Annotated in this window: 28 protein-coding genes, 1 tRNA gene and 1 other RNA gene; 25 read left to right on the forward strand and 5 right to left on the reverse strand. The window is 35.0% G+C overall.

Annotated features, from left to right (window positions below; translation table 11 throughout):
- Positions 1-127 precede the first annotated feature (127 nt).
- From ACEWK1_RS00280 to ACEWK1_RS00290, 3 genes are all read left to right on the forward strand, one after another.
- Positions 128-268: a hypothetical protein gene (locus tag ACEWK1_RS00280; protein ID WP_162987244.1), complete on the forward strand. Its 141-nt coding sequence runs from the start codon at positions 128-130 to the stop codon at positions 266-268.
- A 66-nt stretch (positions 269-334) separates the two neighbouring features.
- On the forward strand, positions 335-1,294 hold the full coding sequence (locus ACEWK1_RS00285) for a LacI family DNA-binding transcriptional regulator (protein ID WP_251403092.1): 960 nt from the start codon (positions 335-337) through the stop codon (positions 1,292-1,294).
- A gap of 35 nt (positions 1,295-1,329) precedes the next feature.
- Entirely contained in the window at positions 1,330-2,109 is a 780-nt protein-coding gene (locus tag ACEWK1_RS00290; RefSeq protein ID WP_251393993.1) for a Cof-type HAD-IIB family hydrolase, read from the forward strand.
- A gap of 58 nt (positions 2,110-2,167) precedes the next feature.
- Here the strand turns inward: ACEWK1_RS00290 and ACEWK1_RS00295 are convergent, their stop codons facing one another.
- A complete protein-coding gene (locus ACEWK1_RS00295) occupies positions 2,168-2,425 on the reverse strand; it encodes a hypothetical protein (RefSeq protein ID WP_416635263.1) in 258 nt (85 codons plus the stop codon).
- Between the two features lie 231 nt (positions 2,426-2,656).
- Between ACEWK1_RS00295 and ACEWK1_RS00300 the strand changes: the two genes are divergently transcribed.
- Positions 2,657-3,037 (forward strand): YbaN family protein, encoded by a 381-nt coding sequence (locus ACEWK1_RS00300; protein ID WP_257535979.1) that lies wholly within the window; start codon positions 2,657-2,659, stop codon positions 3,035-3,037.
- Between the two features lie 320 nt (positions 3,038-3,357).
- Positions 3,358-4,131 carry a TerC family protein gene (locus tag ACEWK1_RS00305; RefSeq protein ID WP_121661573.1) on the forward strand — a complete coding sequence of 258 codons (774 nt, stop codon included), beginning with the start codon at positions 3,358-3,360 and terminating at the stop codon, positions 4,129-4,131.
- A 150-nt stretch (positions 4,132-4,281) separates the two neighbouring features.
- Here the strand turns inward: ACEWK1_RS00305 and ACEWK1_RS00310 are convergent, their stop codons facing one another.
- Positions 4,282-4,791, reverse strand: a complete 510-nt coding sequence (locus tag ACEWK1_RS00310) for a DUF3231 family protein (RefSeq protein ID WP_251403332.1) — start codon at positions 4,789-4,791, stop codon at positions 4,282-4,284.
- Positions 4,792-5,145: 354 nt separating this feature from the next.
- Here ACEWK1_RS00310 and ACEWK1_RS00315 point away from each other — a divergent pair, with 354 nt between their 5' ends.
- From ACEWK1_RS00315 to ACEWK1_RS00325, 3 genes are all read left to right on the forward strand, one after another.
- A complete protein-coding gene (locus tag ACEWK1_RS00315; RefSeq protein WP_373995118.1) occupies positions 5,146-5,280 on the forward strand; it encodes a YjcZ family sporulation protein in 135 nt (44 codons plus the stop codon).
- Between the two features lie 859 nt (positions 5,281-6,139).
- Positions 6,140-6,405: signal recognition particle sRNA large type (ffs, locus tag ACEWK1_RS00320), an RNA gene on the forward strand.
- Between the two features lie 9 nt (positions 6,406-6,414).
- Positions 6,415-6,490, forward strand: a tRNA-Ala gene (locus ACEWK1_RS00325).
- Between the two features lie 93 nt (positions 6,491-6,583).
- Here ACEWK1_RS00325 and ACEWK1_RS00330 read toward each other — a convergent pair.
- On the reverse strand, positions 6,584-6,730 hold the full coding sequence (locus ACEWK1_RS00330) for a hypothetical protein (protein ID WP_162987302.1): 147 nt from the start codon (positions 6,728-6,730) through the stop codon (positions 6,584-6,586).
- A gap of 363 nt (positions 6,731-7,093) precedes the next feature.
- Here ACEWK1_RS00330 and ACEWK1_RS00335 point away from each other — a divergent pair, with 363 nt between their 5' ends.
- Together ACEWK1_RS00335 and ACEWK1_RS00340 are read left to right on the forward strand one after the other, a co-directional pair.
- Complete coding sequence (locus tag ACEWK1_RS00335; RefSeq protein WP_218975599.1) at positions 7,094-7,612, forward strand: sigma-70 family RNA polymerase sigma factor; 519 nt, start codon at positions 7,094-7,096, stop codon at positions 7,610-7,612.
- Positions 7,613-8,659 carry a hypothetical protein gene (locus ACEWK1_RS00340; RefSeq protein ID WP_251393998.1) on the forward strand — a complete coding sequence of 349 codons (1,047 nt, stop codon included), beginning with the start codon at positions 7,613-7,615 and terminating at the stop codon, positions 8,657-8,659.
- 266 nt (positions 8,660-8,925) lie between these two features.
- Here ACEWK1_RS00340 and ACEWK1_RS00345 read toward each other — a convergent pair whose 3' ends face one another.
- Complete coding sequence (locus tag ACEWK1_RS00345; protein ID WP_121661575.1) at positions 8,926-9,603, reverse strand: hypothetical protein; 678 nt, start codon at positions 9,601-9,603, stop codon at positions 8,926-8,928.
- A gap of 171 nt (positions 9,604-9,774) precedes the next feature.
- On the opposite strand from ACEWK1_RS00345, the gene ACEWK1_RS00350 reads away from it, so the two are divergent.
- Positions 9,775-9,921 carry a hypothetical protein gene (locus ACEWK1_RS00350; protein WP_162987303.1) on the forward strand — a complete coding sequence of 49 codons (147 nt, stop codon included), beginning with the start codon at positions 9,775-9,777 and terminating at the stop codon, positions 9,919-9,921.
- A gap of 58 nt (positions 9,922-9,979) precedes the next feature.
- On the opposite strand, the gene ACEWK1_RS00355 is transcribed toward ACEWK1_RS00350, so the two are convergent.
- Complete coding sequence (locus ACEWK1_RS00355; protein WP_416635267.1) at positions 9,980-10,717, reverse strand: DsbA family oxidoreductase; 738 nt, start codon at positions 10,715-10,717, stop codon at positions 9,980-9,982.
- Between the two features lie 344 nt (positions 10,718-11,061).
- Here ACEWK1_RS00355 and ACEWK1_RS00360 point away from each other — a divergent pair, with 344 nt between their 5' ends.
- The 14 genes from ACEWK1_RS00360 (at position 11,062) to ACEWK1_RS00425 (ending at position 26,445) form a co-directional block, all read left to right on the forward strand.
- Positions 11,062-11,802 (forward strand): GntR family transcriptional regulator, encoded by a 741-nt coding sequence (locus ACEWK1_RS00360; protein WP_162987304.1) that lies wholly within the window; start codon positions 11,062-11,064, stop codon positions 11,800-11,802.
- Positions 11,803-12,170: 368 nt separating this feature from the next.
- Positions 12,171-13,202 (forward strand): ABC transporter substrate-binding protein, encoded by a 1,032-nt coding sequence (locus ACEWK1_RS00365; protein WP_121661578.1) that lies wholly within the window; start codon positions 12,171-12,173, stop codon positions 13,200-13,202.
- A 62-nt stretch (positions 13,203-13,264) separates the two neighbouring features.
- Entirely contained in the window at positions 13,265-14,755 is a 1,491-nt protein-coding gene (locus tag ACEWK1_RS00370) for a sugar ABC transporter ATP-binding protein (RefSeq protein WP_416635270.1), read from the forward strand.
- A gap of 20 nt (positions 14,756-14,775) precedes the next feature.
- On the forward strand, positions 14,776-15,762 hold the full coding sequence (locus ACEWK1_RS00375; protein WP_218975600.1) for an ABC transporter permease: 987 nt from the start codon (positions 14,776-14,778) through the stop codon (positions 15,760-15,762).
- An 81-nt stretch (positions 15,763-15,843) separates the two neighbouring features.
- On the forward strand, positions 15,844-16,650 hold the full coding sequence (locus ACEWK1_RS00380; RefSeq protein WP_373995119.1) for an aldo/keto reductase: 807 nt from the start codon (positions 15,844-15,846) through the stop codon (positions 16,648-16,650).
- Between the two features lie 26 nt (positions 16,651-16,676).
- A complete protein-coding gene (gene xylB, locus ACEWK1_RS00385) occupies positions 16,677-18,200 on the forward strand; it encodes a xylulokinase (protein ID WP_251403099.1) in 1,524 nt (507 codons plus the stop codon).
- The gene (locus ACEWK1_RS00390) at positions 18,197-18,775 is read left to right on the forward strand and encodes a glucose-6-phosphate isomerase family protein (RefSeq protein ID WP_251403101.1); all 579 of its coding nucleotides are present in this window, start codon (positions 18,197-18,199) and stop codon (positions 18,773-18,775) included. Before xylB ends, ACEWK1_RS00390 begins: the two co-directional genes overlap by 4 nt.
- Positions 18,776-18,806: 31 nt before the next feature.
- Positions 18,807-19,742: a phosphoglycerate dehydrogenase gene (locus ACEWK1_RS00395; RefSeq protein WP_121661582.1), complete on the forward strand. Its 936-nt coding sequence runs from the start codon at positions 18,807-18,809 to the stop codon at positions 19,740-19,742.
- Positions 19,743-19,823: 81 nt separating this feature from the next.
- Positions 19,824-20,783: a phosphotriesterase family protein gene (locus ACEWK1_RS00400; RefSeq protein ID WP_162987305.1), complete on the forward strand. Its 960-nt coding sequence runs from the start codon at positions 19,824-19,826 to the stop codon at positions 20,781-20,783.
- A 23-nt stretch (positions 20,784-20,806) separates the two neighbouring features.
- Positions 20,807-21,745 carry a shikimate dehydrogenase family protein gene (locus ACEWK1_RS00405; RefSeq protein WP_121661584.1) on the forward strand — a complete coding sequence of 313 codons (939 nt, stop codon included), beginning with the start codon at positions 20,807-20,809 and terminating at the stop codon, positions 21,743-21,745.
- 29 nt (positions 21,746-21,774) lie between these two features.
- Positions 21,775-22,539: a glucosamine-6-phosphate deaminase gene (gene nagB, locus ACEWK1_RS00410; protein WP_121661585.1), complete on the forward strand. Its 765-nt coding sequence runs from the start codon at positions 21,775-21,777 to the stop codon at positions 22,537-22,539.
- 281 nt (positions 22,540-22,820) lie between these two features.
- Entirely contained in the window at positions 22,821-24,332 is a 1,512-nt protein-coding gene (locus tag ACEWK1_RS00415) for a sugar ABC transporter ATP-binding protein (RefSeq protein ID WP_121661586.1), read from the forward strand.
- Positions 24,316-25,299: an ABC transporter permease gene (locus tag ACEWK1_RS00420; protein ID WP_121661587.1), complete on the forward strand. Its 984-nt coding sequence runs from the start codon at positions 24,316-24,318 to the stop codon at positions 25,297-25,299. The genes ACEWK1_RS00415 and ACEWK1_RS00420 overlap by 17 nt, the downstream gene beginning before the upstream one ends.
- Positions 25,300-25,416: 117 nt before the next feature.
- Positions 25,417-26,445: a substrate-binding domain-containing protein gene (locus tag ACEWK1_RS00425; protein WP_251403103.1), complete on the forward strand. Its 1,029-nt coding sequence runs from the start codon at positions 25,417-25,419 to the stop codon at positions 26,443-26,445.
- Positions 26,446-26,556: the final 111 nt, after the last annotated feature.

A 26,556-nucleotide genomic window follows, 5' to 3' on the forward strand; every position in this document is an offset into this window, starting at 1 on the left:
AAACGCGTTTCATCATTTAAACTCCTTACAAATAGGTTTTTTCTAAGCTTTAATTGTTGTTTTTGCTCTAAATAAAGGAAGAATTCAACAATTAGTTTTTACTTAAAAAGTAAAAGTGAGGAGATTAATGATGTGGGTATTAGTATTGCTTTGTTTTATCATTTATACTGGAGCTTATTTCTGTATAAAGGCTTCAGGACAGTCACCAAAAATAAAAACACTAAAAACATTTGATGATTTCTTTATCGATTCGAAAAAGAAAATGTAAAGCACTTTCATTAAACTTATGGAATGATTACGAGGCTCAATGTGCACTTGCTAACGGGGTGATTTTATGACAAATATAAAAGATTTAGCTAGGATGGCTGGCGTATCCGTAACTACTGTTTCTCGTGTTTTAAATAACCATCCATATGTTAGTGAACAAAAAAAGGTGGCTGTTTTAAGAGCTATAGAAGAAAGTAACTATCACAAAAATATAAATGCGGTTCATTTAAGCAAAGGTAAAACTCAACTAATAGGTGTTGTTCTTCCATATACTGACCATTCTTACTTTGGTCAGTTGTTAAAGGGAATAGCTAAACAAGCGTTAGAACACAACTATAAATTGGTCTTATTTCAGACAGACTACATTGAGAGCCGTGAATTGGAAGCTCTGTATATGTTAAAGCATAAACAAATCGACTCTCTCATTATTTGTTCGAGAACTAGTAATTGGTCGATTATTGAGGAACATTTGGTTTATGGTACAATTACGTTATGCGAAAATATGATAAATAAAAAAGTGTCTACTACTTTTGTTAATCATTATGAGGTCTTCTTTGATGCACTAGAATATCTTTATAGTAAGGGTCATAGTAAAATCGGTTACACTATTGGCAGAAAATCAGGAACCAACAGTCAAAATCGTGAACGTGCGTATAGAGATTTTCATGAAAAATATAATTTACCTTACAATTCTTATTATATAATGGATGAATGCCTGTACTTTGAAGACGGGGAAAAAGTAGTAAAGCAACTAAATGATATGGATACACCACCAACTGCATTGTTGATAACGAGTGACCAGGTTGCTGCTGGGGTTGTAACATGCTGCCAAAAACACAATATCTCAATACCAGATCAACTATCAATTATCGGGTTTGACAACGAACCAATTGCTAAAATGATGAATATTACATCAATAGAAATTCCTCTCGAGGAAATGGGGAAAAATCTCTTCCTTCAAGCTATTAACGATCAGGTGTCGAACAAGGAAATATCGGTAAAGTTAATTCAGAGAAAAACAGTTTGATATGATAGGAATATGATTAGAAAGTAGGAATAATGATGACCACTAAAAGTGTAATTTTTTTTGATATAGACGGGACTTTACTTACTCATGATAAAGAATTACCTCTTTCAACTAAAGAAGCTATTTTTAAACTAAAAGATGAAGGCCATATTGTTGCGATCGCAACTGGTCGTGCTCCTTTTATGTTTGAAGATTTACGTGAAGAATTAAATATAAATACATATGTTAGCTATAATGGTCAATTTGTCGTTTTAGATGGCGAAGTGCTTTTTACAAATCCTTTAAAGATTTCATCACTTGAAAAATTAACAGAAAACGCTCTTCTGAACGATCATCCTGTTGTCTTTATGGATCATGAGGATATGAAAGCAAATGTTTCCGAACACCGCTATATTAACGAAAGCATTCAATCATTAAAGATCAAACAATTTCCTACACATGATCCGCACTACTATAAAGGTCGTGAGTTGTATCAAACGCTTTTATTCTGTCCAGAAGGAGAGGAAAAGCAATACGAACTAAATTATCAGGATTTTGACTTTGTAAGATGGCATCCCTTTTCAGTGGATGTTGTCCCGAGTGGCGGGTCAAAGGCAATTGGAATTAAGAAAATTGTTGAGAAGCTTGGGTTTTCGGAAGAACATCAATATGCTTTTGGCGATGGTTTAAATGACATTGAAATGCTTTCAACGATCAAAAATAGTGTTGCAATGGGTAATGCAGAAAATCAGGTGAAGGAAGTCGCAAAATACGTAACAAAATCAGTTGAGGAAAATGGTATACTTCATGGACTTCAACAGGTAGGGCTTTTATAATTTATATATAGGATAGAAAACAGGTGCTTAAACATTCAGAGCGCCTATTTGGTTTCTACTATTTAAATGAGTGAGGAGCACCTGTTGAAGTATGTTCATTCACCCACTGAAGAGATACCTTAGAAACAGTATCCCATCCCGGTATTTCAGATTTATGCTGTTCAACCCAGCTCATGCAAAACTGTGGATCAATATTGTTTTGTTCACATTGATCAAGGAAAGCCTGAATTGTTGTATCGGTACAGTTTTGCCATGACCCGCATGTATTTTGAAAAATATTCTCCATTCTATCTACTATTTCGTTGCTTCTATCCATATTTGAAAACCCCTTTCATTTATTCATCACAGCCAAAATACAGTATGTCCCCTGATTGATTATTTATGATATTGAGTTTTCCCTAATTTCATTTAGTTACAAAATATTCTACATCTTCCTTAAAATAACTTATAATAAAGATGAATCGTTTTTGCTAAAGCTTTCAAGAGCAACACTATATTAGGAATAAGGTGATCGATCATCAAAAATATCAAAAATATGATGTTTGCTATGCTTGGATTCATTTCCCTCGGTGTTGGAGTTGCGGGAATTATTCTTCCTATTTTACCCGGAGGTCCATTTTTTCTCTTAGCCTCATTCTGCTTTGCAAAAAGCTCTAAGAAATTTGAAAGATGGTTTAAAAGTACCTCATTCTATAAGAAATACGTTGAAGGTTTCCGGCAGAAGAAAGGTATGACACTCAAAGAAAAAATTCGTATCAACCTAATTGCAGATGCGTTCATCTTATTTTCGGTCTTTTACATAAACATCCTAGTAATAAAAGTTATTTTAGTGCTACTTGCAATATACAAGCACTATTATTTCTTAAAGAAAATTAAAACGATTAACCCAAAGCAAAAAGAAGCAGATAAAATTTTTTTTAGGAAGTGATTTATTTAGCAATGATTAAGAGTAGTGGATAAGGTATGAAGAAAGTTGTGAGTAGTTATACATCATACTTTTTTGGGATGATTCAGTTTTATCACATTAATATTGTGCACTTTTTCATAAAAAAGTAAACAGCATGATTTTTCTATGAAGGACGAGACTACTTACAGCGTGATAGTACAAAACGTACGATCTTTTCAACAAATACAATGCTTAAAAGTTTTTAGCATTATTTCACTAGGATACCTGATGCTAGCTGGGAAATTATATAGATATTGAAACATTTACACGAGAGGTTTAGTCATGGAAGGGAGAGAAATTTAATGGAGTCATTATGGTTAGAGTATGCCTGGGCATTGTTGATTTTAATTGGATTGGAAGGACTGCTATCTGCTGACAATGCGTTAGTGCTGGCAGTTATAGCTAAACATTTACCTGAGGATGAGAAAAAAAGAGCTATAAATTATGGAATTATCATGGCTTTTGTTTTCAGGTTTCTTGCACTTTTTGCTATATCATTTATTGCGAACGTCTGGCAAATTCAGGCGATAGGTGCAGCTTATCTTCTTTACTTAGGATTGAAGCATATTATTCAGGCACGTTTCGGTAAAGAAAATGAAAATATTCGTGAGGAAGAAGAGAAGGAAGCAGCTGGTAAAGGTTTTTGGCCAACTGTAGGTAAGATAGCATTGGCAGACCTTGCTTTTGCGATTGATTCAATTCTCGCAGCAGTCGCACTGGCGCTTGGACTTCCGGATTCACCACTAGGCAACTTCGGTGGTATGGATGGAGGAAAGTTTATAGTAGTTGTTTTAGGAGGTATTGCTGGTCTTATCCTGATCAAGTTTGCTGCAACATGGTTTGTCCAGCTACTTGCAAAACGTCCAGCTCTAGAAACGACAGCATATGCAATTGTTGCTTGGGTAGGTGTTAAACTTGCAGTCATTACTTTGGCTCATGAAGATATAGGTATCTTAGATCATCATTTTCCACATAGTACTGTTTGGACTTTGATCTTTTATGGAGTGTTAGTTGGAATAGCCTTACTTGGATGGTTTGCACCTGCTAATAAGTCTTTAGAAAAAGATTTAACTTAAAGTAAGCTTTTTGAATAATTAAAGTGTGAGTTCATTACAAAATTGACTGACACTTGTAAAATATAGAAACAATTTCAAAAGAAATATAAAAAGATGACCTTATTCACTAAGGTCATCTTTTAGCTGTTTAAGGAAATTTTTTCCCTTTTATTATTCTTCTGTTTTATTTAAATGAAGAGGAGGTGGGATTAGCCAGCCTTTTTCTTTATTTAGTCGTAACACTTTGCCACCAAGTGCTGCTTTTTGTGTATGGAATTGACCAAACATCATAGCGATGTCCTCTCTGATTGCTTGACCAATCATTTGACTACATGCCACCAATCCAGCAGCTATGCTTGCGGATAAAGCTGCTGCAATTTCTTGGTCCATAAACTTTGCCCCTGCTGGAATATCCTCGATACGAGCGTTAGGACGTTCAGGAGGTGTAGGAGGAAGAGCGACTCCATTGTCTTTTAAAATTGTCTCAATTTGTTTCATTTCTTGTTGACATAGATCAATCGCTTCCATTAGTAATTTACGAAGGTCCTCATCTCCAGCATGATTAACCTTAGTTTGATATCCAGCAACTGCTCCCTTTGAAGTTAGAAGATACGACCAAGCACCAAAAACTTCTCCATAATGTAATGGTTCGTTTTGAGGATTATCACTTAGAATTCCCATTAAAACACTCCCTATAGTTTTTTTCATATCCATAAAAACTCTCCTAATTTCTTAATGTCTTATAGACAAAAAATAGTATGCGTTAAATCTTTCTTCTTTAATCTTTTACAAAAAGATATTTGAAAATGTTATGAATTAGAAAAATGGGCTCCATTTTAGGCTCCTTAATGAATCATTCTTAGCATTAGACGGGCTCCAAATTGTTATAAACGTATATACTATATCGTCTAAGAATTTAATATTGACAATCGAAAGGAAGATGTTTAAATGTACGGATATGAAAATAGTCCACATATGGCTGGAGCAAACATGCCTCATGTTGCTGCAGAAAATGTTCCTCATCAGCCAGTTGTAATGCCTTACACTTATGAAGCCCCTGCTTATGGATATTGTGCTCCTACTTATAGACCGAATACATTCGCGCTTATCGTTGTGTTATTTATTTTGCTAATTATTATAGGTGCAACGATTTACGGTAATAAGTGTTAACCACATACACCCTAAAAAAGACACTATTTTTTAGTGTCTTTTTTAGTTCCTTTTCACAAATGGAATGGGTGTTAGAAAATCATCGTGTTTTTATTTATGGGTGGGTTCGGTTTTGAAGTACAAAATTTGAAATAACCGTAATTATGCGAATGGTAATTCGCACGATAATTAACAGATAATTGATTAGAAGAACATGTGTCACACTATATAATTGTTTTTTTACTAAATTTAAAAATAAACGTAAAAATTCCGTTTAAATTGAGAAATATCAACATTCCCCACAAAATAAGGGAAGTTTTTACGCTAATATGAACCTAATCTTTAGATTTAGGTATATATATATAGGTTAACCGGAATATATCCGCTAATATTAGCTTTTTAAGCATCTACTATATACCTTAACCGGAGTTTCTCCGCCTATCTTTCCTACACCTCCACGAAAAATCAACAATGAATAACATCAGTCATCAATCCCCAATTAATTTAGCCCTAACTTCTACTATCCTGTTGAAAAAGAATGTGAATTAGGGTTTTAAAATACTTGCTATCTAACAGGGTATTAAGGATAAAGATACCAAAATAACAGGTAATTTCCACTACACAGAAGTATTTTTCCGTGATATAGTATGACTACAAGATAAGTCATCCTGCAATGTTCGTTGCCCCTACATGTTTTAAACCTTACTATTTATTAGGGATTCCTATATAAATTAACTGATGCCACGCCTATCTTAGTAGGATTGCAGCAGGTTAATATGCGGAAACCCACCTGTTGAAAACAGGTTATCAAAACATCTGGGGAAACGGCATAGGTGGGAATGATTTTAAAAACAACATATATTTATTTTCTTATACATACCGTTGATAGTCGGGGAGGTAGCGGTGCCCTGTAACTCGCAACCCGCTCTAGCGAGGATGAATTCCTTTTTAGCGGTATGATAATGGAAGGTTTGCCTTATATAAGCGGTGTTGACTTTCAGAGTCCTCGCAATAGAAACCCATGAATCTGGTCAGGACGGGAACGTAGCAGCCATAAGTGGGACAATCTATGTGTCGAAGGGTAGCTTTGAATGAGCTGGCTGTATAAGTAACGCTTGTGTTGTCATATCAATAAAAGGTTCAACGGTGCTAAATGGGGCCTTAGCTCAGCTGGGAGAGCGCCTGCTTTGCACGCAGGAGGTCAGCGGTTCGATCCCGCTAGGCTCCACCATATATAATATACTAGGCGACATAATTAGTCATACATAACAAAAAGGCTTTTGTACTTAAAGTACAAAGCCTTTTTCGTGTTCATTTATAGTATTTACATATAATCGTAAACGGAATCTTCAAAATAGAGCCAGTGAAAATATTCAATTTGTGGATCTGACATTTCCGCGATTTCCTTTTCATTGAATTTGCGTTTGTCTAATAAATCCTTCACTTTGATTTCTCTTGCTAATTGGCTCATGGTATTTCCTCCTTAAGAATAACAAGTAACGTTGTTGTTATAGAGTTGTAAGCGTTTACTTAGATTTCTTACTTTTATTATATATCTCAAATTGATATGAAACAAATATCAATTTGAGATAAAAACACAAAAAATGATATTGAAATGTTATTTATTGATATTTAGAAATTGATAATCCACTTTGAGTGTATTTTTAGAGGAAAATTATAGGGAAATTCCCTTCGTGATAAATTAATTTTAAAAAATAGTGAAATTATAAAACTTTTTAAGTAATTTTTGTATCTAATACATGAAGAGCTAATTCATCTATTTTGTTTAAAGTGATTGTATAAATATCTACGCTATGGTGTGAGGGGGATAAAAGTGAAAGAAGAAAAGCTTGTAAAGCTTGCTACAAAGGGAGATTCTGAAGCGTTTGGTAAACTCATGATATTGTTAAAGGATCAAGCTTATCGGATGGCCTATTGTTATTTGCATCATGAACACGATAGTATGGATGCTGTTTGTAACGCTATGGAAAAGGCATTTGAAAAACTTAATCAGCTTAGGGAACCAAAGTATTTTAAAACCTGGTTTCTAAAGATTGTTATCAATGAAAGTAATCAATTACTAAGGGAAAAAAGTAAAATTGTTGAATTAAGTGAAAACGAGATGATGAATTTATCTGGAGAATCTAAATCTGAGCACATAGAAGATCTTGAAGAATTACTTAATCAAGTGGAACCAACAGAAAGGTCTATGATCTACATGAAATATTATTTAGGATACTCTCTTGATGAGATTTCAAAAATAACAGACTTGCCGTTATCAACAGTAAAAACTAAAATATACCGGAATCTAAAACAACTCCGAGAAAAACTAGTTCAAGGGGAGGTCTTATAAATGAGCTTAGAGGAAAAAGAATTAGATATAATCATGAACAGAACAAAGTCAGAGTTGATTCCAGTCCCAGACGAATTAGAGGATAGAATAAATAAGTGGGTTGTTGCTAAAAAACAAAGCAAAAAGAAAAAAAGATTTCGACATTTTTCAATCGGAGCAATAGCTGCCAGTATTCTATTGGTCAGTTTTATCTTATCTCCAAATGCAAGAACCTACGCAAAAGATATTCCGATAGTTAGTATGGCTGTTAACTGGTTTGAGGAATTGCTATTCGAATATAAAGGAATAGAAACAGCGGAAGAAAACAATTACAAACCTTTTAGGCCACATTCTTTTTCAGTTGGAAACTACGAATTAGAAATGGATCATCTTTTTCTTGAAGATGAGCAACTCTTTTTTACTCTCTTAGTTAAAGGAGGAGACATAGCAAATTCCGTATATAAAGAAGAATCAGGAATGTTAATGATGGATAACTATCCCGAAATGAATGTAGAGTCAAAGAGTTTTGCAAGAAATCCCGACTCTGTTGAAGGTGCAGGAGCATCAATGGGTATTCAGCGAATTTCAGGTAAGTATTACATTATGGCTAAATATACACTTTATATTGATCCTAATACTGTACATGAATTTATAAAAAATGATGGAAATACACTGTCCTTTAGTGTTGAAATTGACGGAAATAAAACAAATGTTGACATTCCATTATCAAACACAAAAGTTCAATTAGGGAAACATTTTGTACAGAATGAAAAGATAGAACTACAGAATTCAGAAGACCCCTTTACAGTTCAAAAGCTAGTGGTATATCCGACAAGAATGGAACTTGAGTTAACAGGGGGGTCACAGGATGCTTTCTTTAAAATGGTCCCTAATATTTACTTACAAGATGAAAAAGGAAATAAATATTCGTTAAGAGTCTTACAAGTTAATTCTGGTTCCTATAAACTAGAATCACTTTCTACTATTTATTTTGATAAAAAAGTAAAAGAGTTAACATTGAATGTTGGGATAAACAAAGGTATTCCACTGAATATAACTGAAGAATAATGAGAAGGTCAGCCTTAAAGGTTGACCTTTTGATGAGGGGCTAGAAAGAACAAGTGAAGTAGGATACTTAGTAGGCTATTATCATGACCCAAAACAACTTCGCACCGTATTTAAAAGGATGACAGGCATGCCTCCACGCGATTTTATATCCAATTGAAGCAAAATGAGATAAGGGGAGCGTTTTCATACTCATGCATCATTTTATTATTTTGTTATGTAGATAAGAGTCTCTAAATAAGTAATAGAGACTCTTTCTATTTTGTCAATTACTTTTCAGAAACAATAAATACCTCATGAACATTTTGATTAGCGGCACGAACTTGATTCTCTATTTTTTGTTTAAGCTGACTTGAAACTTGCTTTGTGTGACCTAAACGAGTATTACGATTTTTAGTATCAACATTAGTAGTGAAATTTGTGTTATTTCCTAAGCCAGGTCTAGTTGTCGAAGGATTATTTGTCCCAGGTGTTTCATTTATTCTTTCAGCCATTTCTGTACCATTATTTCGTTCTGCAGAATTTGCTGTTTTTGAATGACGGTTATTGAATCCCACATTATTATATTCATTTGCCATCCCACGTAAGTTCGTGTTATTTCCTGTTGTTCCAGAGTTAGTAGCACTTTTATTACCAACAGTTGTACCATTGTTATTATTGTTGTTTCCATTTTGGTTTAAACGAACCGTAACAAAGGCATCGTTGCCTCTCATGATCACTCTAGCTTGATATACTTCATCTAAACGCTCAACATTTTTTGTTGCACGTGCTTGGACAGTTGCATTTTGATTGCGGTTAGAATCATTCTCGTTGTAGTTCACTCTTGTTATTGGAGCCTGTTCATTTCTCAATCCCATATTTGTAGCGTTATTTGTTTGATCGCCTGCGCAGCCTGTAGCACTTAGAATGCAAGCTGCGGATAAGATCGTAACAAGTCCTTTTTTCATCACCATCATCCCCTAAATAGTAAAGTACATTTTTAGAATATCTAAATATGTACAAACTATCCGATGTGAACAAATCCATAATATGAAAAATAAGGCTATCTAACGATGGGGGAGGATGATGGAAGTTAAAATTGGAACAATAAAGATATAACTCCAAGGGAGGTTTTAATTATGAACAAACAAAATAAATCAAATCAACATAAGGATTTTAAGGAAAACTCATATGAGATTGAAAAAGAAACAAAAGGTACCATGCATTTAAAAAATGCCCCTACACCACATATTGAGGGACATCAAATTACAGAGGACATGGAGTAGGAATAACCTAAATTGATATAAAAAAGACAGAGGACTAGCCCCTGTCTTTTCGTTTCACTTAGTTTTTCTCACTATTGCTTGGTACTTCACAACTATCGTCGGTGCAAATAGCACCTTCATCACCGTCAAAGCGTAGCTCCTGAAACTTAGGTTTTGGTTTTTCTTCCTCCCAAATTTGTGTAAGTGCACGTGAAAATGTTTCTTGTGGTTGAGCACCTGATATGGAATACTTCTGATTCACAACAAAGAAAGGTACGCCTGTTACACCGATTTGTTGAGCTGTTCTTTCATCGCCTCTCACTACATTTGCAAAGGCTGTTTCGTCATTTAACACTTCTAAAGCTTTACTGCGATCTATTCCTGCAGACTCTGCAAGGTCAGCCAATGTATTGATGTCCCCGACATTTTTTGTATCTGTAAAATAAGCATGCAATAGTTTTTCAGTTAACTCTGTTTCTTTTCCAATTGTTTTGGCGAATTTATTTAAACGGTGAGCATTAAAGGTATTCGTTGGCTTCATATCTTCATAGTTAAATGTTATACCAAGGTCAGAAGCTTGTTGAATAAGACCTTTATTCATTTCTCTAACTTGTTGTTCACTTGCTCCAAATTTAGCCGCTAATGCCTGATAAATACCTTGTTCAGTTTGTATTGGAGCATTAGGGTCCAATTCAAAGCTTTTAAACTCAACCTCTACTTGGTCTTTATGTGGAAATTGATCTAGAGCCATTTCTAAACGACGCTTACCAATATAACAAAACGGACAAACAAAATCCGACCATACTTCTATTTTCATACCCTACACCTCATTGATTCATGTTTTACTCATTGTAGCACACGTCCTAGAAAAACCTAAAAATGATGCTCGGAATTTGATGAACGTTTACTAATGTCTAAAATATTTTAATATTCTCAATAAGCAATAAAAATGGATAGTGTGAAAGATATCCTTAAACAGTGTAATTCTGGTTTTACTAAAATTGTTTTTTATGAAAGACTTTAGTTTAAATATATTTTAGGGAATTTATGTAAAAGTTTATTGACAGAAAATTTTAAATAGTATATCTTAGTTATAGAGTTACTGGTAATGACAACCTGACATGATGATAACCTTACAATAGACGCTACGAGGTGATGACATTGTTAAAACATGAAATTGATAAAGAAAGTCCTGTTCCCCTTTATGCACAGCTAAAGGAAATCATTAAAGATGAAATAAATTCCTCAAACTTTAAGCCAGGGCAATTGATTCCCTCAGAAAGAGAATTAGTTGATCTTTTTGAAGTAAGTAGACCAACTGTTCGGCAAGCTGTTAACGAACTTGTGAATGAAGGGATATTAAATAAAAAGAAAGGGTTAGGAACTTTTGTTGCCAAGCCAAAAATCAGACAGCAGTTCCTAGAAAATTTAACAAGTTTTCAAAATGAAATGAGAGAAAAGGGTCTTCCTTATGCAACAAAAGTAATTGACATGAAAGAAGTGAAAACAAATAGTTCCTTGAAGGAGATATTTGGTGAGCACCATACTGATTTCTTCTACTTAGAAAGACTGCGGTATATTAATAATAATCCGGTTGTTCTTGTTTCCACCTATATTCCAAAGTCTTTGGCAGAAGGATTATTAAGTGAGGATCTTACAAATGTATCCCTATATGAAACTTTACAATCAAAATATGGCCTCCAGATTCATCGAGCAATTAGAGTGATGGAAGCGGTAAATTCCTCAGATTATGAATCTAAGTTTTTAGAAATTGAGCCAGATGCAGCTATTATGTTTATTAAAACAACAGGATATTTACTAAATGATGAGATTTTTGAATATTCCATCGCACGCTACCGTGGAGATTTAAGTACATTTACTGTCAATATTTCAATATCTTGAAGAACTTCATAAGTCTCTCTTCAGAAGTTCGAACAATTAAAACGAACTGCTAAGAGAGCAAGTTTTAACCTTAACTTTCTTTTGTAAGGGTTTACAATTATCAGAATTTCTCTAACACATCTTCTATTCTATTTTCTAAGCCAATTTACCTTACTAATTTCTTAGCAAACATCCTCCAAGAAATCATCTTACAAGCTAATTCTACTAACTTCTAGATCATCCATATATGCAAACTGCACAACTATTACCTTTTTATTACATTACTTATTAAAAGTCTTATTTGTCTATAATTTTGAAAGGGGTGAGAAGGAGAACCTTTATCGGAGCTATGGGGGTATTTATTATGTGAAAAATAAGGGGGAGTTTTCATGAAAAAAAGATTTGGAAATTTTGCTTTATTTCTATTTCTCATATTCGGTTTAGTTGGTTGTAACCAATCAGAAGGAACATCAGGTGAAAGTGACAGTAATTCTGAAGGCGCTTCCAATGATGGAGGGGAACCACTAGAAATCTCTGTTATTATCAAAGCAACTGATTCTGGGTTTTGGCAAACAGTACTTCAAGGTGCAAAGGCAGCAGAAGAAGAATTGGGTAACAAGGTGAAAATTACAACAGATGGTCCACCTTCCGAAGCAGATATTGATGAGCAAGTAGCGATTTTAGAAAACACAGTTACACGTCAGCCTGACGGTATTGTCATTGCATCAACGAGTTCGGATGCAACAGTACCTGCAATTGAAAATGCGATGAGTCAAGATATTCCAGTAGTATTAGTAGACAACAAAGTAAATACAGAAAATTTCACTAGCTTTTTAGCAACAGATAACTTGGTTGGTGGTGCACTAGCAGCTGATAAATTAGTTGAACAGCTAAAAGCACAAGGAAAAGAACTAAAGGGAAAAGTAGGAGTCATTAGTTCTATGGCAGGAGTTAAGGTGCTTGAGGATCGTGATCAAGGATTTATTGACCGTATGGCAGAAATAGCACCAGATATTGAATTGCTTAAAACTCGCTATGTAGATAATGATATATCTAAAGCATTAAGTGCAGCACAAGATATTATAACAAGTAATCCAGATGTTCTAGGCTTCTTCGCTGATAATAACCATACTGGTATTGGTGTTGGTCGTGCTGTAACAGAGCAAGGATTGGCAGAGGATATACCGGTTGTAGCATATGATGCTGATGAAGAACAAATTAATTCTCTTAAAGCTGGAGCCATAGATGTACTAATTGTTCAGGATCCATTTGGTATGGGATATCAAGGAGTTCTAAATGTCATTGACAGTATCGAAGGAAAAGAAGTTGAAAAAACAGTTGATACAGGGGTAACCGCTGTGTCCATGGAAAATTTTGAAGAAGAAGATATCCAAAAGCTACTCTATCCTGAAAAAAGATAAATAGATTTTGAGGCTGCCTGAAGCTCAAGCCAAAGGCCAGCCTCATTAAAGGAGGAAAAAGAATGCCTAAACCTCTTGTAGAAATGAAACAGATCGTTAAGAAATTTAAAGGAACTGCTGCTCTTAAAGGAGTGGATCTTGAAATACAGCCAGGAGAGATACATGCTTTACTAGGAGAAAATGGAGCAGGTAAAAGTACACTTATTAAGATCCTAACAGGGGCTTATATACCAGATGAAGGTGAAATTATTGTTAAAAATCAAAGCTTTAAGGCAATCCCTGTTAAAGAACTTGAAAAGCTGGGAATTGCTGTTGTTTATCAAGATTTAAAGTTAGCTCCTGGTGTATCCATAGCAGAAAATATTTATATGGGTAAACTTCCTAAGCGTTTTGGTGTTTTTGTTAATAAAAGGAGAGCTAGAGAACAAACCAAGGTTGCTTTAGATAGAGTAGGGATTGGAGATACTGATCCAGATACTAAGGTTGGAGATTTAAAAATAGCTGAGCAAGAAATCGTTGCGATTGCAAAAGCAATTTCTAAGGATGCTAAGTTACTTATTTTAGATGAACCAACTGCCTTATTAGCTGAAGATGATGTGAAAAAACTTTTCAGAATCTTAAAGGAATTAGTTGCACAGGGTGTATCAATTATATATATATCACATCGGTTAGAAGAAATTTTTGAAATATCCGATAGAATTACTGTTTTGAGGGATGGTAATAAAATTTGGACGAAATCGGTTTCTGAAGTTCAAAGTGATATGTTAATAGAAGCAATTGCAGGAGAAATGCAGGGTAATGATCAAGTGTATGACCAAATTCAGATTGGTAAAGAACTTTTACGTATAGAGCAATTAACGAATTTTCCTCATTACAAAAACATTTCATTCTCTATTCATAGAGGGGAAGTAGTTGGTTTATTTGGATTAGTTGGAGCGGGGAAGAGTGAACTTTTAAAGGGGATTTACGGTGCAATACCACCTCATTCAGGAAACATACATATAAATGGGCTACCCTTTACTCCTAAACATCCTCGAGATTCTATTAAAAATAAAATTGGTTTTGTTGCGGAAGATCGTGGAACAGAGGGATTTCTACCTCGAATCTCTTTTTATAAAAATGTAAACATTGCCTCATATAAACATGCAGCTACTTTAGGTTTCATAACCGCTTCAACTGAAAAGAAACGTGCCCTTGAGATGATTCAGAGTTTTAATGTTAAATACAGCAATCTTGATCAAAACATTGATGATTTGAGTGGAGGAAATCAGCAAAAAATAGTTGTAGCGAAATGGAAAGGAACCGATATAGAAATTCTTTTACTTGATGAACCAACTGCCGGAATAGATGTTGGAGCTAGACGTGATATTTACAAAGTGTCAAGGTTGTTAGCAAAAGAAGGGAAATGTGTATTGTACTCATCGTCATATTTACCAGAGTTATTAGAAGTATGTGATCGAATTCTTGTACTAAGTGAAGGGGAAATTACTGGAGAGTTTTCTAGATTAAATGATTTTAATGAAAGGAACATTATGAAAGCTGCCTATGCCTAAATTGTTTAGGAGGATGAAACATGGATGAAAAAACTGTGGTTGTCAATAATTCAAGGAAAAGCCAGAGTATGCTCAACTTGAATTTAAATTTTCTCTTAAAGATATCACTACCATTAATTCTTTTATTAATGTGGTTAGTCATTACCTTAATAGATCCAGTGTTTATTTCATTTAATAATTTAACAAACCTAGGAAGACAAACAGCCATAATCGCTATCGTAGCAATTGGTCAGACATTTGTCATCATTACAAAGGGGATTGATTTATCTGTTGGATCAACTCTCGGTTTATCTTGTGTTGTTTCTGCATTGTTACTAGTTTCAGGCATTCCAATTATGTTAACGATTATTGTCGTTACAGTAATAGGTATAGTAATAGGGTTAATAAATGGACTAATTATTTATGATATGAAAATCACACCATTCATTGCGACGCTTGGAATGATGACAATGGTTCGTGGTGCGACCCTCCTAAGTAGTGATGGGGAAATTGTCTCTGGAATGCCAAGAAGTTTTACAAGAATCGCTAATTCTGAAATATTTGGAATTCCTTATTTAATTTTAATATTGGTAGCTATTTGCATTATTTTCATGTGTGTTCTTCGATTTACCGTTTTCGGAAGAAATTTATTTGCGATTGGTAGTAGTGATGAAGCAGCACTATTATCCGGTGTAAATGTTCGCATGACGACATATGGGGCTTATATGATTTCTGGTGGGTTATCCGCGTTAGCAGGTATTTTAATGACCTCACGATTAGCAAGTGGTGTCCCAACAGCTGGTCAAATGTATGAGTTAGATGCGATTGCGTCAGCAGTTATCGGAGGAGCTAGCTTATTTGGAGCTCAAGGAAGTGTAATCGGAACTGTGTTTGGCTCTTTCATTATGACAACTTTACGTAACGCAGGTAACTTGTTAGGAATAGAGCCGTTTTGGCTGCAAATTGCTATCGGTGCCTTGTTAGTGATTGTTGTGTTTTTTGATCAACTTCAAAAGAAACGAGGGTAAAATGCGAAGAAATTGGAGGGGAAAATGTTGACATATCCTAAAAGTCTGAATGATACTACAACTCTTAATAATGGTGTTGAAATGCCTTGGGTAGGATTAGGTGTTTTTATGATGCAAGATGGTAAGGAAGCAAGTGATGCTGTGAGATGGGCCGTTGAGGCAGGTTATCGAAGTATTGACACAGCTGCTGTTTATAAGAATGAAAAATCAGTGGGGCAAGGAATAAAAGATTCAGGAATAGATCGTTCAAAGCTTTTTGTTACCTCTAAAGTATGGAATTCTGATTTAGGATATGAGTCAACGCTAAAAGCCTTTCAATCTAGTTTAAAGCGATTAAAGCTAGATTACTTGGATTTATATCTTATTCATTGGCCAGTTGAAGGTAAATATAAAGATTCATGGAAAGCATTAGAAAAACTATATAAAGATGGCTACGTTCGTTCAATAGGTCTAAGCAATTTTCACCAAAACCATATTGAAGATATATTAAGCGTAGCAGATGTCATTCCTCAGGTTGATCAAATTGAATGTCATCCTAAATTAAATCAAAAAGAACTAATTAAGTATACAAAACAGCATCAGATTCAATTTGAAGCTTGGAGTCCATTAATGCATGGAGAATTATTAATGGATAAAACAATTGTTCAAATTGCAAAAAAGTATAGGAAAACACCTGCACAACTATTAATTCGCTGGGATCTTGAGAACGGCCTAGTGACAATTCCTAAAACTAGTAAAAAAGATCGTATTGAAAGTAATGCAGATGTATTTGATTTCACTATTGAAGCAGAAGATAGAAAGATACTCGATTCAATGAATGATGGTTCACGTTGGGGTCCTGATCCAGATGATTTTGATTTACCAGAGGTCTTAAATTTAGAAGATTAGTTGAAGAAGTAAAGGAGATGTTTTTGGTGAGGAAGTTAATCGTCGCCCATGATGTGGGAACAACTGGTAATAAAGCAACATTATATTCTAGTAACGGAGAATTAATCCATAGTGCATTTTATGGATACGAAACTAACTATCCTGAATCGAATTGGGCAGAACAAAATCCTGCTGATTGGTGGGAGGCAGTATGTGTAACAACGAACGAGCTTTTACAACACCAAGATGTCAAGAGGGAAGAGATTGCGGTTGTTAGTTTTAGTGGGCAGATGCTTGGTTGTCTGCCAGTAGACCGTAATGGAAATCCACTTCAAGATGCCATTATATGGGCTGATATGCGAGCAAGTAATCAAGCTATAGAATTAGAAAAAAAATTAGGTATGGAATTTGTTTACAAAACTACAGGCCATCGAATTAGTTCTTCATACTCAGGAGCAAAAATAAAGTGGCTGAAAGACAACAAACCCGATATTTTTAATAAAACGTATAAATTCTTACAGGCAAAGGATTATCTAGCCTATAAGTTAACGGGTGTTTATGCAACAGATTATTCAGATGCGTGTGGTACAAATTGTCTTGATATTTTGAAGAAAACTTGGTCAAAAGAAATTCTTTATGCTTGGGAGTTGAGTGAAGATCTTTTTCCGAAATTGCATGCCTCAACAGATATCATTGGGTATGTGACAAAGGAAGCAGCAGAAAAAACTGGTTTATTAGAGGGTACGCCAGTGGTGATTGGTGCTGGTGACGGAGTCTGTGCAGCTGCAGGGGTAGGGGTTATTGATGAAGGAGAAGCATTTAACTATATTGGTTCTTCTTCCTGGATTGCATTAGCATCAAATCACCCAGTATTCGACCCAGAAATGAAGACGTATACATGGATTCATGTGGATGAAAATAAATATTCTCCAAATGGTACGATGCAATGTGGTGGTGGATCCGTTCAATGGATAACAAACCTATTATATCAAAACAAGTGTGACAAGTATGACTTGATGAATCAAGAAGCAAATCAATCACCCGTGGGCGCCAATCAGTTAATCTATCTGCCTTATTTAATGGGTGAAAGATCCCCTAGATGGAATCCTGATGCCAGGGGCACGTTTGTAGGGTTATCTATCACTCATTCTCGAGGAGATATGGCTAGATCTGTGATGGAGGGTGTAGCTTTTAATCTTAGAATTGTTTTGGATACTTTTAGGGATGCTGGTGTACATGTTGAAAATATGTGGGTACTTGGCGGTGGTGCTAAAAGTGAATTATGGAGGCAAATTCTTTCAGATATTTACGATGTTAGGATCGATGTTCCCTCTTATTTAGAGGAGGCCACTTCCATGGGAGCAGCTATGGCTGGTGCTGTTGGTTGTGGAGCAATAAAAGATTTCCAAGAAGCAAAAAAATGGATTAAAAAAGTAGAAACATATGATCCTATTAAACGAAATCAAGAGACGTATTCCGGATTATATGACATTTTTAATGAAGCGTATAACCAGCTGATTCCTGTATTTACGAAACTAAAAAATCAAAAAAGTAAAGGAGTTCTCATATGAAAGAGATGTTTATGCCATTTTCAACAACTTATGAGTTTGAGACTGGAAAACTGAGCCCGGAAGGAAATGTAATCGTCCGAAATTTATCACATATGAAAAATATGTTTGTTGATCAAGAAGCAGTAAATGATCGACTAGAAGAAAATCCATTAATCTATGAAGTTTACAATGTAGAGCTTCCTGAAAAGGTAGAGCATATTCAGCATTGCACAACAATCTTATACCCCGGAAAAATTGGAAATGAGTATTTTATGACAAAAGGACATTATCATGAAGTAATTGATCGAGCAGAAATTTATTTCTGTTTAAAAGGAAAAGGACAGTTAGTTATGCAGACAAAAAAAGGAGATTTTAAAATATTGGAAATGGTGCCGGGTACAATAGCTTATGTTGCACCAGAATGGGCACATCGAACAGTAAATACTGGGGATGAACCATTTATCTTTTTTGCAGCATATCCTGGAGATGCTGGGCATGATTATGGTGGAATTGAAGTGGAAGGGTTTGCAAGGCTCTGTTTAGAGGTGAACGGAAAGCCAGAAATGATTGATAATCCTAGATTCAAAGGTAAATAGTATTAATTCATAATGATAGGTGGGGGAATACATGCGAAAGGTTGTTATAACGCCTAGATCCTACGGTAAGTTTAACAAAGAAGTTTTTTCTTTATGGGAAAAAGAGAACTTTAAGGTGATCCGTGAAATAGGTCCTGTCCCCGAAGAACGAATGATTGAACTGATCAAAGATGCTGATGCGTTAATTATCGGAACAGATTTCTTATCAGAGAAAGCTTTAGAGCATGCTAAAAATTTAAAAATCATCTCAAAATATGGCGTTGGGATCGATAATATTCCACGTGCCTTTGCACTTTCAAATGGTATTGAAGTAATGAATACACCAGGAGTCAATACCGAAGCTGTAGCAGATTATACATTTTCTTTATTATTAGCCGTTGCACGGCATATACCTCAGAGTCATGAAAATCTTATGATGGGTAGATGGCAGAAGATGATTGGTCAAGAAGTATTCGGAAAGACTATTGGCATATTAGGTTTTGGGGCTATTGGTCAGGCGGTAGCAAAACGAGCTAAAGGCTTTAATATGAACATTTTAGCGTATGATGTTATGCCTAATTATGAGACTGCAGAACAATTAGATGTAAAAATAAGGAGCTTTGATGAAATTATTGAACAAAGTGATTTTTTAACTCTCCATTTACCTTTAATAAAGGAAACCAAAAATCTCATCAACTATCAGCTACTAAAAAGAATGAAGAAAAATTGTGTGATTGTAAATACAGCAAGAGGCGGAATTGTTAATGAACATGATTTAGGTTTAGCATTACAGGAAAATGTAATCGGAGGTGCCGCGATAGATGTTTTTTATGAGGAGCCTTTAAAACATTCTCCATTGCAAGGGTTAAAAAATGTGATTTTAACACCTCACAATGCGGCTGCAACAATTGAAGCAACAGAGCGAATGACCATGCAATCAACAAAAAATGTACTTGAGTTCTTTAGGAAAGAGATAAATATTAGTTAAATTAAAGAGTTTAAGTAAAGGAAAGTATATGTCTAAAGAAAAACTATTATAGAAGTTTACCCGGAATTGGGGGTAATAAATGTGCCTTACATCCAAACGGTTCTTGGAATAGTAGAAGTAAACGAAGAGATTGGACATTTTCAGCCTCACGAGCATTTAAGTATTGAAGCAGGCAATGCCTCAAAAATAAATCCTGCATTATGTATAGATAACCTTGATACAACGATAACTGAAGTGAAAGACTTTTTAAAACAAGGCGGGAAGGTTATTGCTGATGCACAGCCAATAGGTTCAGGGAGAAAAGCAGCTGACTTAGTTAACATTTCAAAAATAACTGGGGTGCATATCATTGCCTCTACCGGTTTTCATAAGAAGATGTTTTATCATCATGATCATTGGATCCATCATTTTTCAAGTGAACAATTGCTTCAGGTAATGCTAACTGAAATTAATCACGGTATGTACATAGGAAATCAAAGTTGCTTTCCAACCTCTACAATTGACGCGAGAGCGGGACTAATTAAAACAGCAGTTGATCACGATGGAATTTCAAATAAATATAATCATAAATTTAATGCTGCTGCAGAAGCATCCTTTCGTACTGGCGTACCGATTATGGTTCATATTGAAAAAGGCTCAGATCCTTTTGAAGTCATTACCTTTCTAACAGATCTAAATATTCCTCCTAATAGAATTATTTTATGTCATTTAGACCGGACTCATCATGATTACCAGCTTCACGAAGCAATCGCTCGAACTGGCGTTTTTCTTGAGTATGATACTATAGGACGTTTTAAATATCATGATGATGAAACGGAAATAAAGCTAATTTTAAACATGCTTAAGCAAGGATTTGAAGACTCACTTCTATTAAGCTTAGACACTACTAAATCGAGATTGCGAGCTTATGGTGGTGAAATAGGATTATCTTATTTATTAACATCCTTCCTACCAAAATTGGAGAAAAAAGGTGTGAGTAAAGAGATTATTCATCTACTCACTCAAAAGAATCCTGCCAAAGCATTAGCAATTGATAAATAAAAAAGATAAGGAGGGTAAAATTGATGCAGCTAACAAAAGCTACAGAACCAACCTTTTATTTTATTGGTGTAACAACTGCTCAATCTTCTATTATGAAGCTTTTCCCTGAGTGGGCGAAGGAGTTATCTATTAGTCAAACAATAAAAGGAATTGATATAAGCATTCATGCAGATCCTCATGTGTATAGAGAAGTAGTAGAATTTTTGAAAAATGATGAATTATCATTGGGAGCACTCGTTACAACTCATAAAATTGATCTCTATAATGCAGCAAAGGATTTGTTTGATGAATTAGATCCTTATGCACAATTATTCAATGAATTATCCTGTATATCCAAAAGAAACGGTAAGCTTATTGGGCATGCAAAAGACCATCTTTCTAGTGGACTTGCGATGAAAGCATTTATCCCCGAAGGCTTTTGGGAACACCAAGGAGAGGTATTCATAATGGGAGCGGGTGGGAGTGCGATTGCAATAACCGCCAACTTAATAGAAGCAAAACAAAAGCCATCTAAAGTTTATGTAACAAATCGAAGTAAGCCAAGATTAAAATCTATGGAAGCCATAATAAAGAAAATATCTACAGAAGTAGAAATCGAATACGTTATGGCTGAAAATGAAGAGCAAAATGACAAAATTCTTCAAAAACTTAGACCATACTCTTTCATTATAAATGCAACTGGTTTAGGTAAAGATCGACCAGGATCACCGCTCTCAAACAAATGCACATACCCTTGCAATAGTTTAGTGTGGGAGTTGAATTATCGTGGTGAATTGTTATTTATGCATCAAGCATTAGAGCAGAGAGCACAAAAAAATCTGTATGTAGAGGATGGATGGGTCTATTTTATCCATGGTTGGACACAAGTCATATCTGAAGTATTTCAAGTTAACATAGATCAAGAAAAACTATCTAAAATTGAGAAGATTGCTAGTGATTTTATCAATGCAAAAACACAATAATTATAGCTTAGGAGTGGAGGTGTGAATTGGTGCTACGCTTTATCATAACAAAAGACTATCGTGAGATGAGTAAGCAAGCAGCCAAAGCTATCGCAGAAGACATGAGATGGAAAACGCGATATGTTCTAGGTACAGCAACAGGAGGTACACCTCTTGGAACATATAAAGAGTTAGTGAGACTTTATGAGCAAGGACAAATCGATTTTAGCAATGTGATTTCTTTTGGACTTGATGAGTATATTGGTTTACCTAGCAATCATGTACAATGCTATACACGATATATGTGGGAAAACTTTTTTTCACACATAAATATACTTAAAACTAACACCAATATGCCACCTGGTATCTTTGATGATGCTGAAATAGAAATAAATAACTATGAAAAGAGAATAGAAAATGCAGGTGGAATAGATTTGCAAATATTGGGGGTAGGTCGAAATGGCCACATTGGTTTTAATGAACCCGGAGAGGTTTTACATGCAAGGACACACCTTGCCACCTTAACCAAACAGACCATTGAAGATAATGCCAGGTATTTTAGTAGTATAGATGAGGTACCAAAACATGCGTTAGCCATGGGTGTGGGGAGTATTTTCAAAGCTAGAAAAATCATATTTATTGCAAGTGGAGAAGAAAAGGCAGAGGCGGTAAGAAAAACATTTAAAGGATATGTTGATACATACTGTCCATCAACTTTACTTCAAATGCACCCAAACTTAATTGTTATTTTAGATGAAAAAGCTGCAAGTAAACTTGATTTATCAAGTATTCATAGCAATATAAAAATTATTTAATTGTTGAATTGCCCAATCACAGGGCTTTTCATATACCCCCGACAGCCAATATTAAATTTCTACATAATATTGGCTGGAGTATTTATCATAATATGGAAACCGCTTTCCGTTGGTTACCTAAAGGTTACTAGAGAACAATAATGTTCGTACTTTAAAGAGAACTCTAAATATTTTATAGTGAAAATGAAGCCAATTTACTAACCTTGTAATATAAAAAATACTTTTTACATTTTTATAGATTCATGCATAGTGAATTCCCTAAAAGTTAAGGAGGGTTTTAAATGCCGGATCATTACCGGGTAGAAATGCAACATATTGTTAAAACCTACGGTAAGACAGCTGCGTTAAACGATGTTTCACTAAAAGTAGGTGTAGGAGAAATTCATGCGCTAGTTGGTGAAAATGGAGCAGGAAAGTCTACCTTAATGAAAATATTATCTGGTGCTATAAAAAAGGATTCTGGAAGTATTAAAATAGATGATCAAAATGTAACGGTACGTTCTCCAAATGAAGCTAGGGAGCTAGGCATTGGCATTATTTATCAAGAATTTGCATTAGCACCAGACTTAACAGTTGCCGAGAATATATTCCTAAACGAAATTAGCCGTAATAAAGGGCTAATAAATTGGTCTAATCTATTTAAAAAAGCAGATGAAATCATTAAAACACTTGGTTTTAATATTAATTCCAAAGTCTATGTAAGAGATCTAAGTGTGGCTTATCAACAGGTAATTGAAATTGCAAAGGCCATATCAGGAGAGTTAAAGGTACTTATTTTAGATGAGCCAACTGCGGTGCTTGCTCCATCTGAAACACGCCAACTATTTAAACTTTTATTAAAACTAAAAGCTGACGGAGTGAGTATCATTTATATATCTCATCGATTAGAGGAAGTTTTTGAAATTGCTGATTCTATAACAACACTTAGAGATGGTCAGGTGACAGGTAACGTAAACCCAAATGAGGTGGGTGTTGAAGATGTCATTAGTTTAATGATCGGCAGAAATTTGGAAGCGCTTTTTCCGAAGCGAGAAATAAAAATAGGTACTGAAATATTTAGGGTTGAAGGTATGAATAACCCACCTAAATGTAAAAATATATCGTTTTCCGTTCATAAAGGAGAAGTTTTAGGGATTGCTGGACTAGTAGGAAGTGGACGTACAGAGTTAGCAAGAGCAATTTTTGGAGCCGATAAGAAAAAAGGCGGAAAACTTTTTTTGGATGGAAAGGAGATTTTTGTGAAATCTCCGAAGGATGCAGTTCGAAATGGTATAGGCCTAGTACCAGAAAATAGGAAAGCTCAAGGCCTAGTGCTTCCGATGTCAATCAAGATGAATGCTACAATGTCTAATTTAAACAAAATTACAAAATATAAAGGATTAATAAAGCATAAGGAAGAGGAAGAACTAGTTAAAGAGTTATCTAAGATATTAAGAATTAAAACTAGCAGTATTGATTTGGCAACCGAAAACCTAAGTGGTGGAAATCAACAAAAAGTTGTTTTGGCGAAGTGGTTTAATACAGACTGTCGCATTATTATCCTCGATGAACCAACAAGAGGAGTTGATGTAGGGGCAAAGGTAGAAATCTATCATCTTATTAATCAATTAGCAAGTAAAGGAATAGGGGTTATCGTAATATCTTCAGAGCTCTTAGAAATTATTGGATTGTGTGACAGAGTATTAGTGATGAACAATGCTGAAATCAAAGGGAGTTTATTAAAGTCAGAAATGACAGAGAAAAGCATTATGACGCTTGCAATAGGAGGGAAAGAACATGAATACTCAACTTGAACACAAAGTGGAAGGAACAGGTAATAAGCTTTCCACAACAGTTATGGACTTCATTCTTAAATATAACACACTAATTATATTTGCCATTCTATTAATTATTTCTAGCTTCTTATCATCCTCTTTCTTTACTGAAACAAATATTTTTAATCTACTAAGACAATTATCTGGGTTAGCCATTATTAGTTTAGGAATGCTTCTTGTCATTTTAACAGGTGGTATAGATCTTTCAGTTGGATCTACTCTAGCTCTCGGCTGTGTTCTTTCTGCTTACTTACTCCAAACAATGTCACTCCCACTGGCATTAATATGCACAGTGATAAGTTGTATATTGTTAGGGGCCGGTTCGGGATACCTTGTTGCTAGAAGAAATATTGCTCCATTTGTTGTGACGCTAGCTTTAATGACTATTGCTAGAGGGATTGCTTTTATGGTTTCAAAAGGAACACCGATCGTAACGGAAAACGCTTTCATTCTTTCGTTAGGAGCAGGTTCATTTTTACGCATACCATATCTCGTTTGGCTAACTCTATTCATCTTTTTAATTATTGCGTTTGTTCTAAAATACACAACCTTTGGAAGAATGATCAAAGCAGTTGGAAGTAATGAAGATGCAGTTAGGTTGTCTGGTATTAATGTTAGTCGTTATAAATTCATGGTTTATACCATTTCTGGAGGATTAGGTGCGATTGCAGGAATTATAAGTACATCAAGAACTGGAGTAGGTTCACCAGTTGTAGGTACTGCAATTGAATTGGATGCTATAGCGGCAGTTGTTATTGGGGGAGCTAGTCTTAGTGGTGGGAGAGGTACAGCATTAAACACATTAGTAGGTGTACTAATATTAGGGATGATTGGAAATATAATGAATCTCATGAATGTACCAGCTTATCCTCAACAGGTTATAAAGGGCATCATTATTATACTGGCGGTTTTATTACAAGGAATTCAAAGTAAAAGATCTAATTAAACCCGATTTACTTCATAGTTACACTAAAATCCTGATCCATAAAGAGACTTGAAAGGAGGTGATAGTAAACAAATAATGAGTAAAAAACAATATTTTTAAATGAGAGGGGAAGGAATTTTGAAAAAACTAAGAAGGGTGTTTGTTCTTGTATTTACACTTTGTTTAATGGGAAGTTTGCTCATAGCGTGTTCAAATGAAGGAACACAACCAACAACCGCAGACGCACAAACGAACACAGGAAAAAAAGATTTAGGAGATATCACAATTGGTCTTTCTATGCAAACCCTAGGTGCACCATACTTTGTTGCACAGCAAAAGGCAGTAGAAAAGAAAGTAGAGGAGCTTGGTGTTAAGTTGATCTCTGCAGATGCACAAGGAGATCTTTCAAAACAATTAGCTGACGTAGAAGATATGCTTTCTAGACAAATTGATTTATTGATTATTAACCCGGCAGATCCTGAAGGTGCAGTAGCTGCAACAAGATCAGCAGCAGCAGCAGGAGTACCTGTTTTTATCATGGATAACTCTATTTCTCCTGAAGCAGACTATGTATCTATGATTCAGTCAAATAATTTGGCTAACGGTGAACAAGTAGGTCAATGGCTAGCTAATAAAATGGGGAAAACTGAAATCAAACTGGGTATTTTAAGTGGAAACCAAGGAAACCTTCTTGGGGTTGATAGAAGAATAGGAGTTATAAAAGGAATCGTTGAAGAACAGCTAAGACAGTTTAGTGAAACTAACTTTAAGGTCGTTACACAAGGATGGGGAGATTGGGCACAAGAAGGCGGGCTTTCAGCAGCAGAAGATATGCTTGTAGCTAGTCCAGATATGAATGTATTAGTAGCCGAGAATGACAGCATGGCACTTGGTGCGGTAAAAGCAATTGAAAATGCAGGAAAAGAAGATGATATTTTAGTGCTTGCTGCAGCTGATGGTCAGAAAGAAGCATTAGAGCTAATTAAGGAAGGAAAATATGGGGCTACAGGATTAAATAATCCCGCATTAGTAGCAGAAACAACTGTAGATACAGCAATTAAATACCTTCAAGGCGAAGCGAATATTCCAAAATTAATCAATACAGAACCTGCTGTTATCCACATTGATAATGTTGATGATTATTATAATCCTGACTCTGATTTCTAATTGATACAAAAATAAAAAAAAGAAACCAGATATACTCATGGTTTCTAAAGATAAATATAAACTTAAATATAAACTTATTTTTATTTTAAATTAAATGACTGTTTTAAACAA

Origin of the sequence: Metabacillus sp. YM-086, from assembly GCF_048059995.1 — a bacterium.
Taxonomy (GTDB): Bacteria; Bacillota; Bacilli; order Bacillales; family Bacillaceae; genus Metabacillus; species Metabacillus litoralis_B.

Excerpts from the sequence above, each read along its gene's own strand:
- ACEWK1_RS00345 (WP_121661575.1), bottom strand. The coding sequence starts at position 9,603 with ATGAAAAAAGGACTTGTTACGATCTTATCCGCAGCTTGCATTCTAAGT.
- ACEWK1_RS00380 (WP_373995119.1), top strand. The coding sequence starts at position 15,844 with ATGCCTTGGGTAGGATTAGGTGTTTTTATGATGCAAGATGGTAAGGAA.
- ACEWK1_RS00420 (WP_121661587.1), top strand. The coding sequence starts at position 24,316 with ATGAATACTCAACTTGAACACAAAGTGGAAGGAACAGGTAATAAGCTT.
- ACEWK1_RS00355 (WP_416635267.1), bottom strand. The coding sequence starts at position 10,717 with ATGAAAATAGAAGTATGGTCGGATTTTGTTTGTCCGTTTTGTTATATT.
- ACEWK1_RS00290 (WP_251393993.1), top strand. The coding sequence starts at position 1,330 with ATGACCACTAAAAGTGTAATTTTTTTTGATATAGACGGGACTTTACTT.
- ACEWK1_RS00280 (WP_162987244.1), top strand. The coding sequence starts at position 128 with ATGATGTGGGTATTAGTATTGCTTTGTTTTATCATTTATACTGGAGCT.
- ACEWK1_RS00310 (WP_251403332.1), bottom strand. The coding sequence starts at position 4,791 with ATGGGAATTCTAAGTGATAATCCTCAAAACGAACCATTACATTATGGA.
- ACEWK1_RS00315 (WP_373995118.1), top strand. The coding sequence starts at position 5,146 with ATGCCTTACACTTATGAAGCCCCTGCTTATGGATATTGTGCTCCTACT.
- ACEWK1_RS00415 (WP_121661586.1), top strand. The coding sequence starts at position 22,821 with ATGCCGGATCATTACCGGGTAGAAATGCAACATATTGTTAAAACCTAC.
- ACEWK1_RS00305 (WP_121661573.1), top strand. The coding sequence starts at position 3,358 with ATGGAGTCATTATGGTTAGAGTATGCCTGGGCATTGTTGATTTTAATT.
- ACEWK1_RS00350 (WP_162987303.1), top strand. The coding sequence starts at position 9,775 with ATGAACAAACAAAATAAATCAAATCAACATAAGGATTTTAAGGAAAAC.
- ACEWK1_RS00395 (WP_121661582.1), top strand. The coding sequence starts at position 18,807 with ATGCGAAAGGTTGTTATAACGCCTAGATCCTACGGTAAGTTTAACAAA.
- ACEWK1_RS00285 (WP_251403092.1), top strand. The coding sequence starts at position 335 with ATGACAAATATAAAAGATTTAGCTAGGATGGCTGGCGTATCCGTAACT.
- ACEWK1_RS00405 (WP_121661584.1), top strand. The coding sequence starts at position 20,807 with ATGCAGCTAACAAAAGCTACAGAACCAACCTTTTATTTTATTGGTGTA.
- ACEWK1_RS00300 (WP_257535979.1), top strand. The coding sequence starts at position 2,657 with ATGCTTGGATTCATTTCCCTCGGTGTTGGAGTTGCGGGAATTATTCTT.
- ACEWK1_RS00340 (WP_251393998.1), top strand. The coding sequence starts at position 7,613 with ATGAGCTTAGAGGAAAAAGAATTAGATATAATCATGAACAGAACAAAG.
- ACEWK1_RS00375 (WP_218975600.1), top strand. The coding sequence starts at position 14,776 with ATGGATGAAAAAACTGTGGTTGTCAATAATTCAAGGAAAAGCCAGAGT.
- ACEWK1_RS00370 (WP_416635270.1), top strand. The coding sequence starts at position 13,265 with ATGCCTAAACCTCTTGTAGAAATGAAACAGATCGTTAAGAAATTTAAA.
- ACEWK1_RS00365 (WP_121661578.1), top strand. The coding sequence starts at position 12,171 with ATGAAAAAAAGATTTGGAAATTTTGCTTTATTTCTATTTCTCATATTC.
- ACEWK1_RS00295 (WP_416635263.1), bottom strand. The coding sequence starts at position 2,425 with ATGGATAGAAGCAACGAAATAGTAGATAGAATGGAGAATATTTTTCAA.
- ACEWK1_RS00330 (WP_162987302.1), bottom strand. The coding sequence starts at position 6,730 with ATGAGCCAATTAGCAAGAGAAATCAAAGTGAAGGATTTATTAGACAAA.
- ACEWK1_RS00390 (WP_251403101.1), top strand. The coding sequence starts at position 18,197 with ATGAAAGAGATGTTTATGCCATTTTCAACAACTTATGAGTTTGAGACT.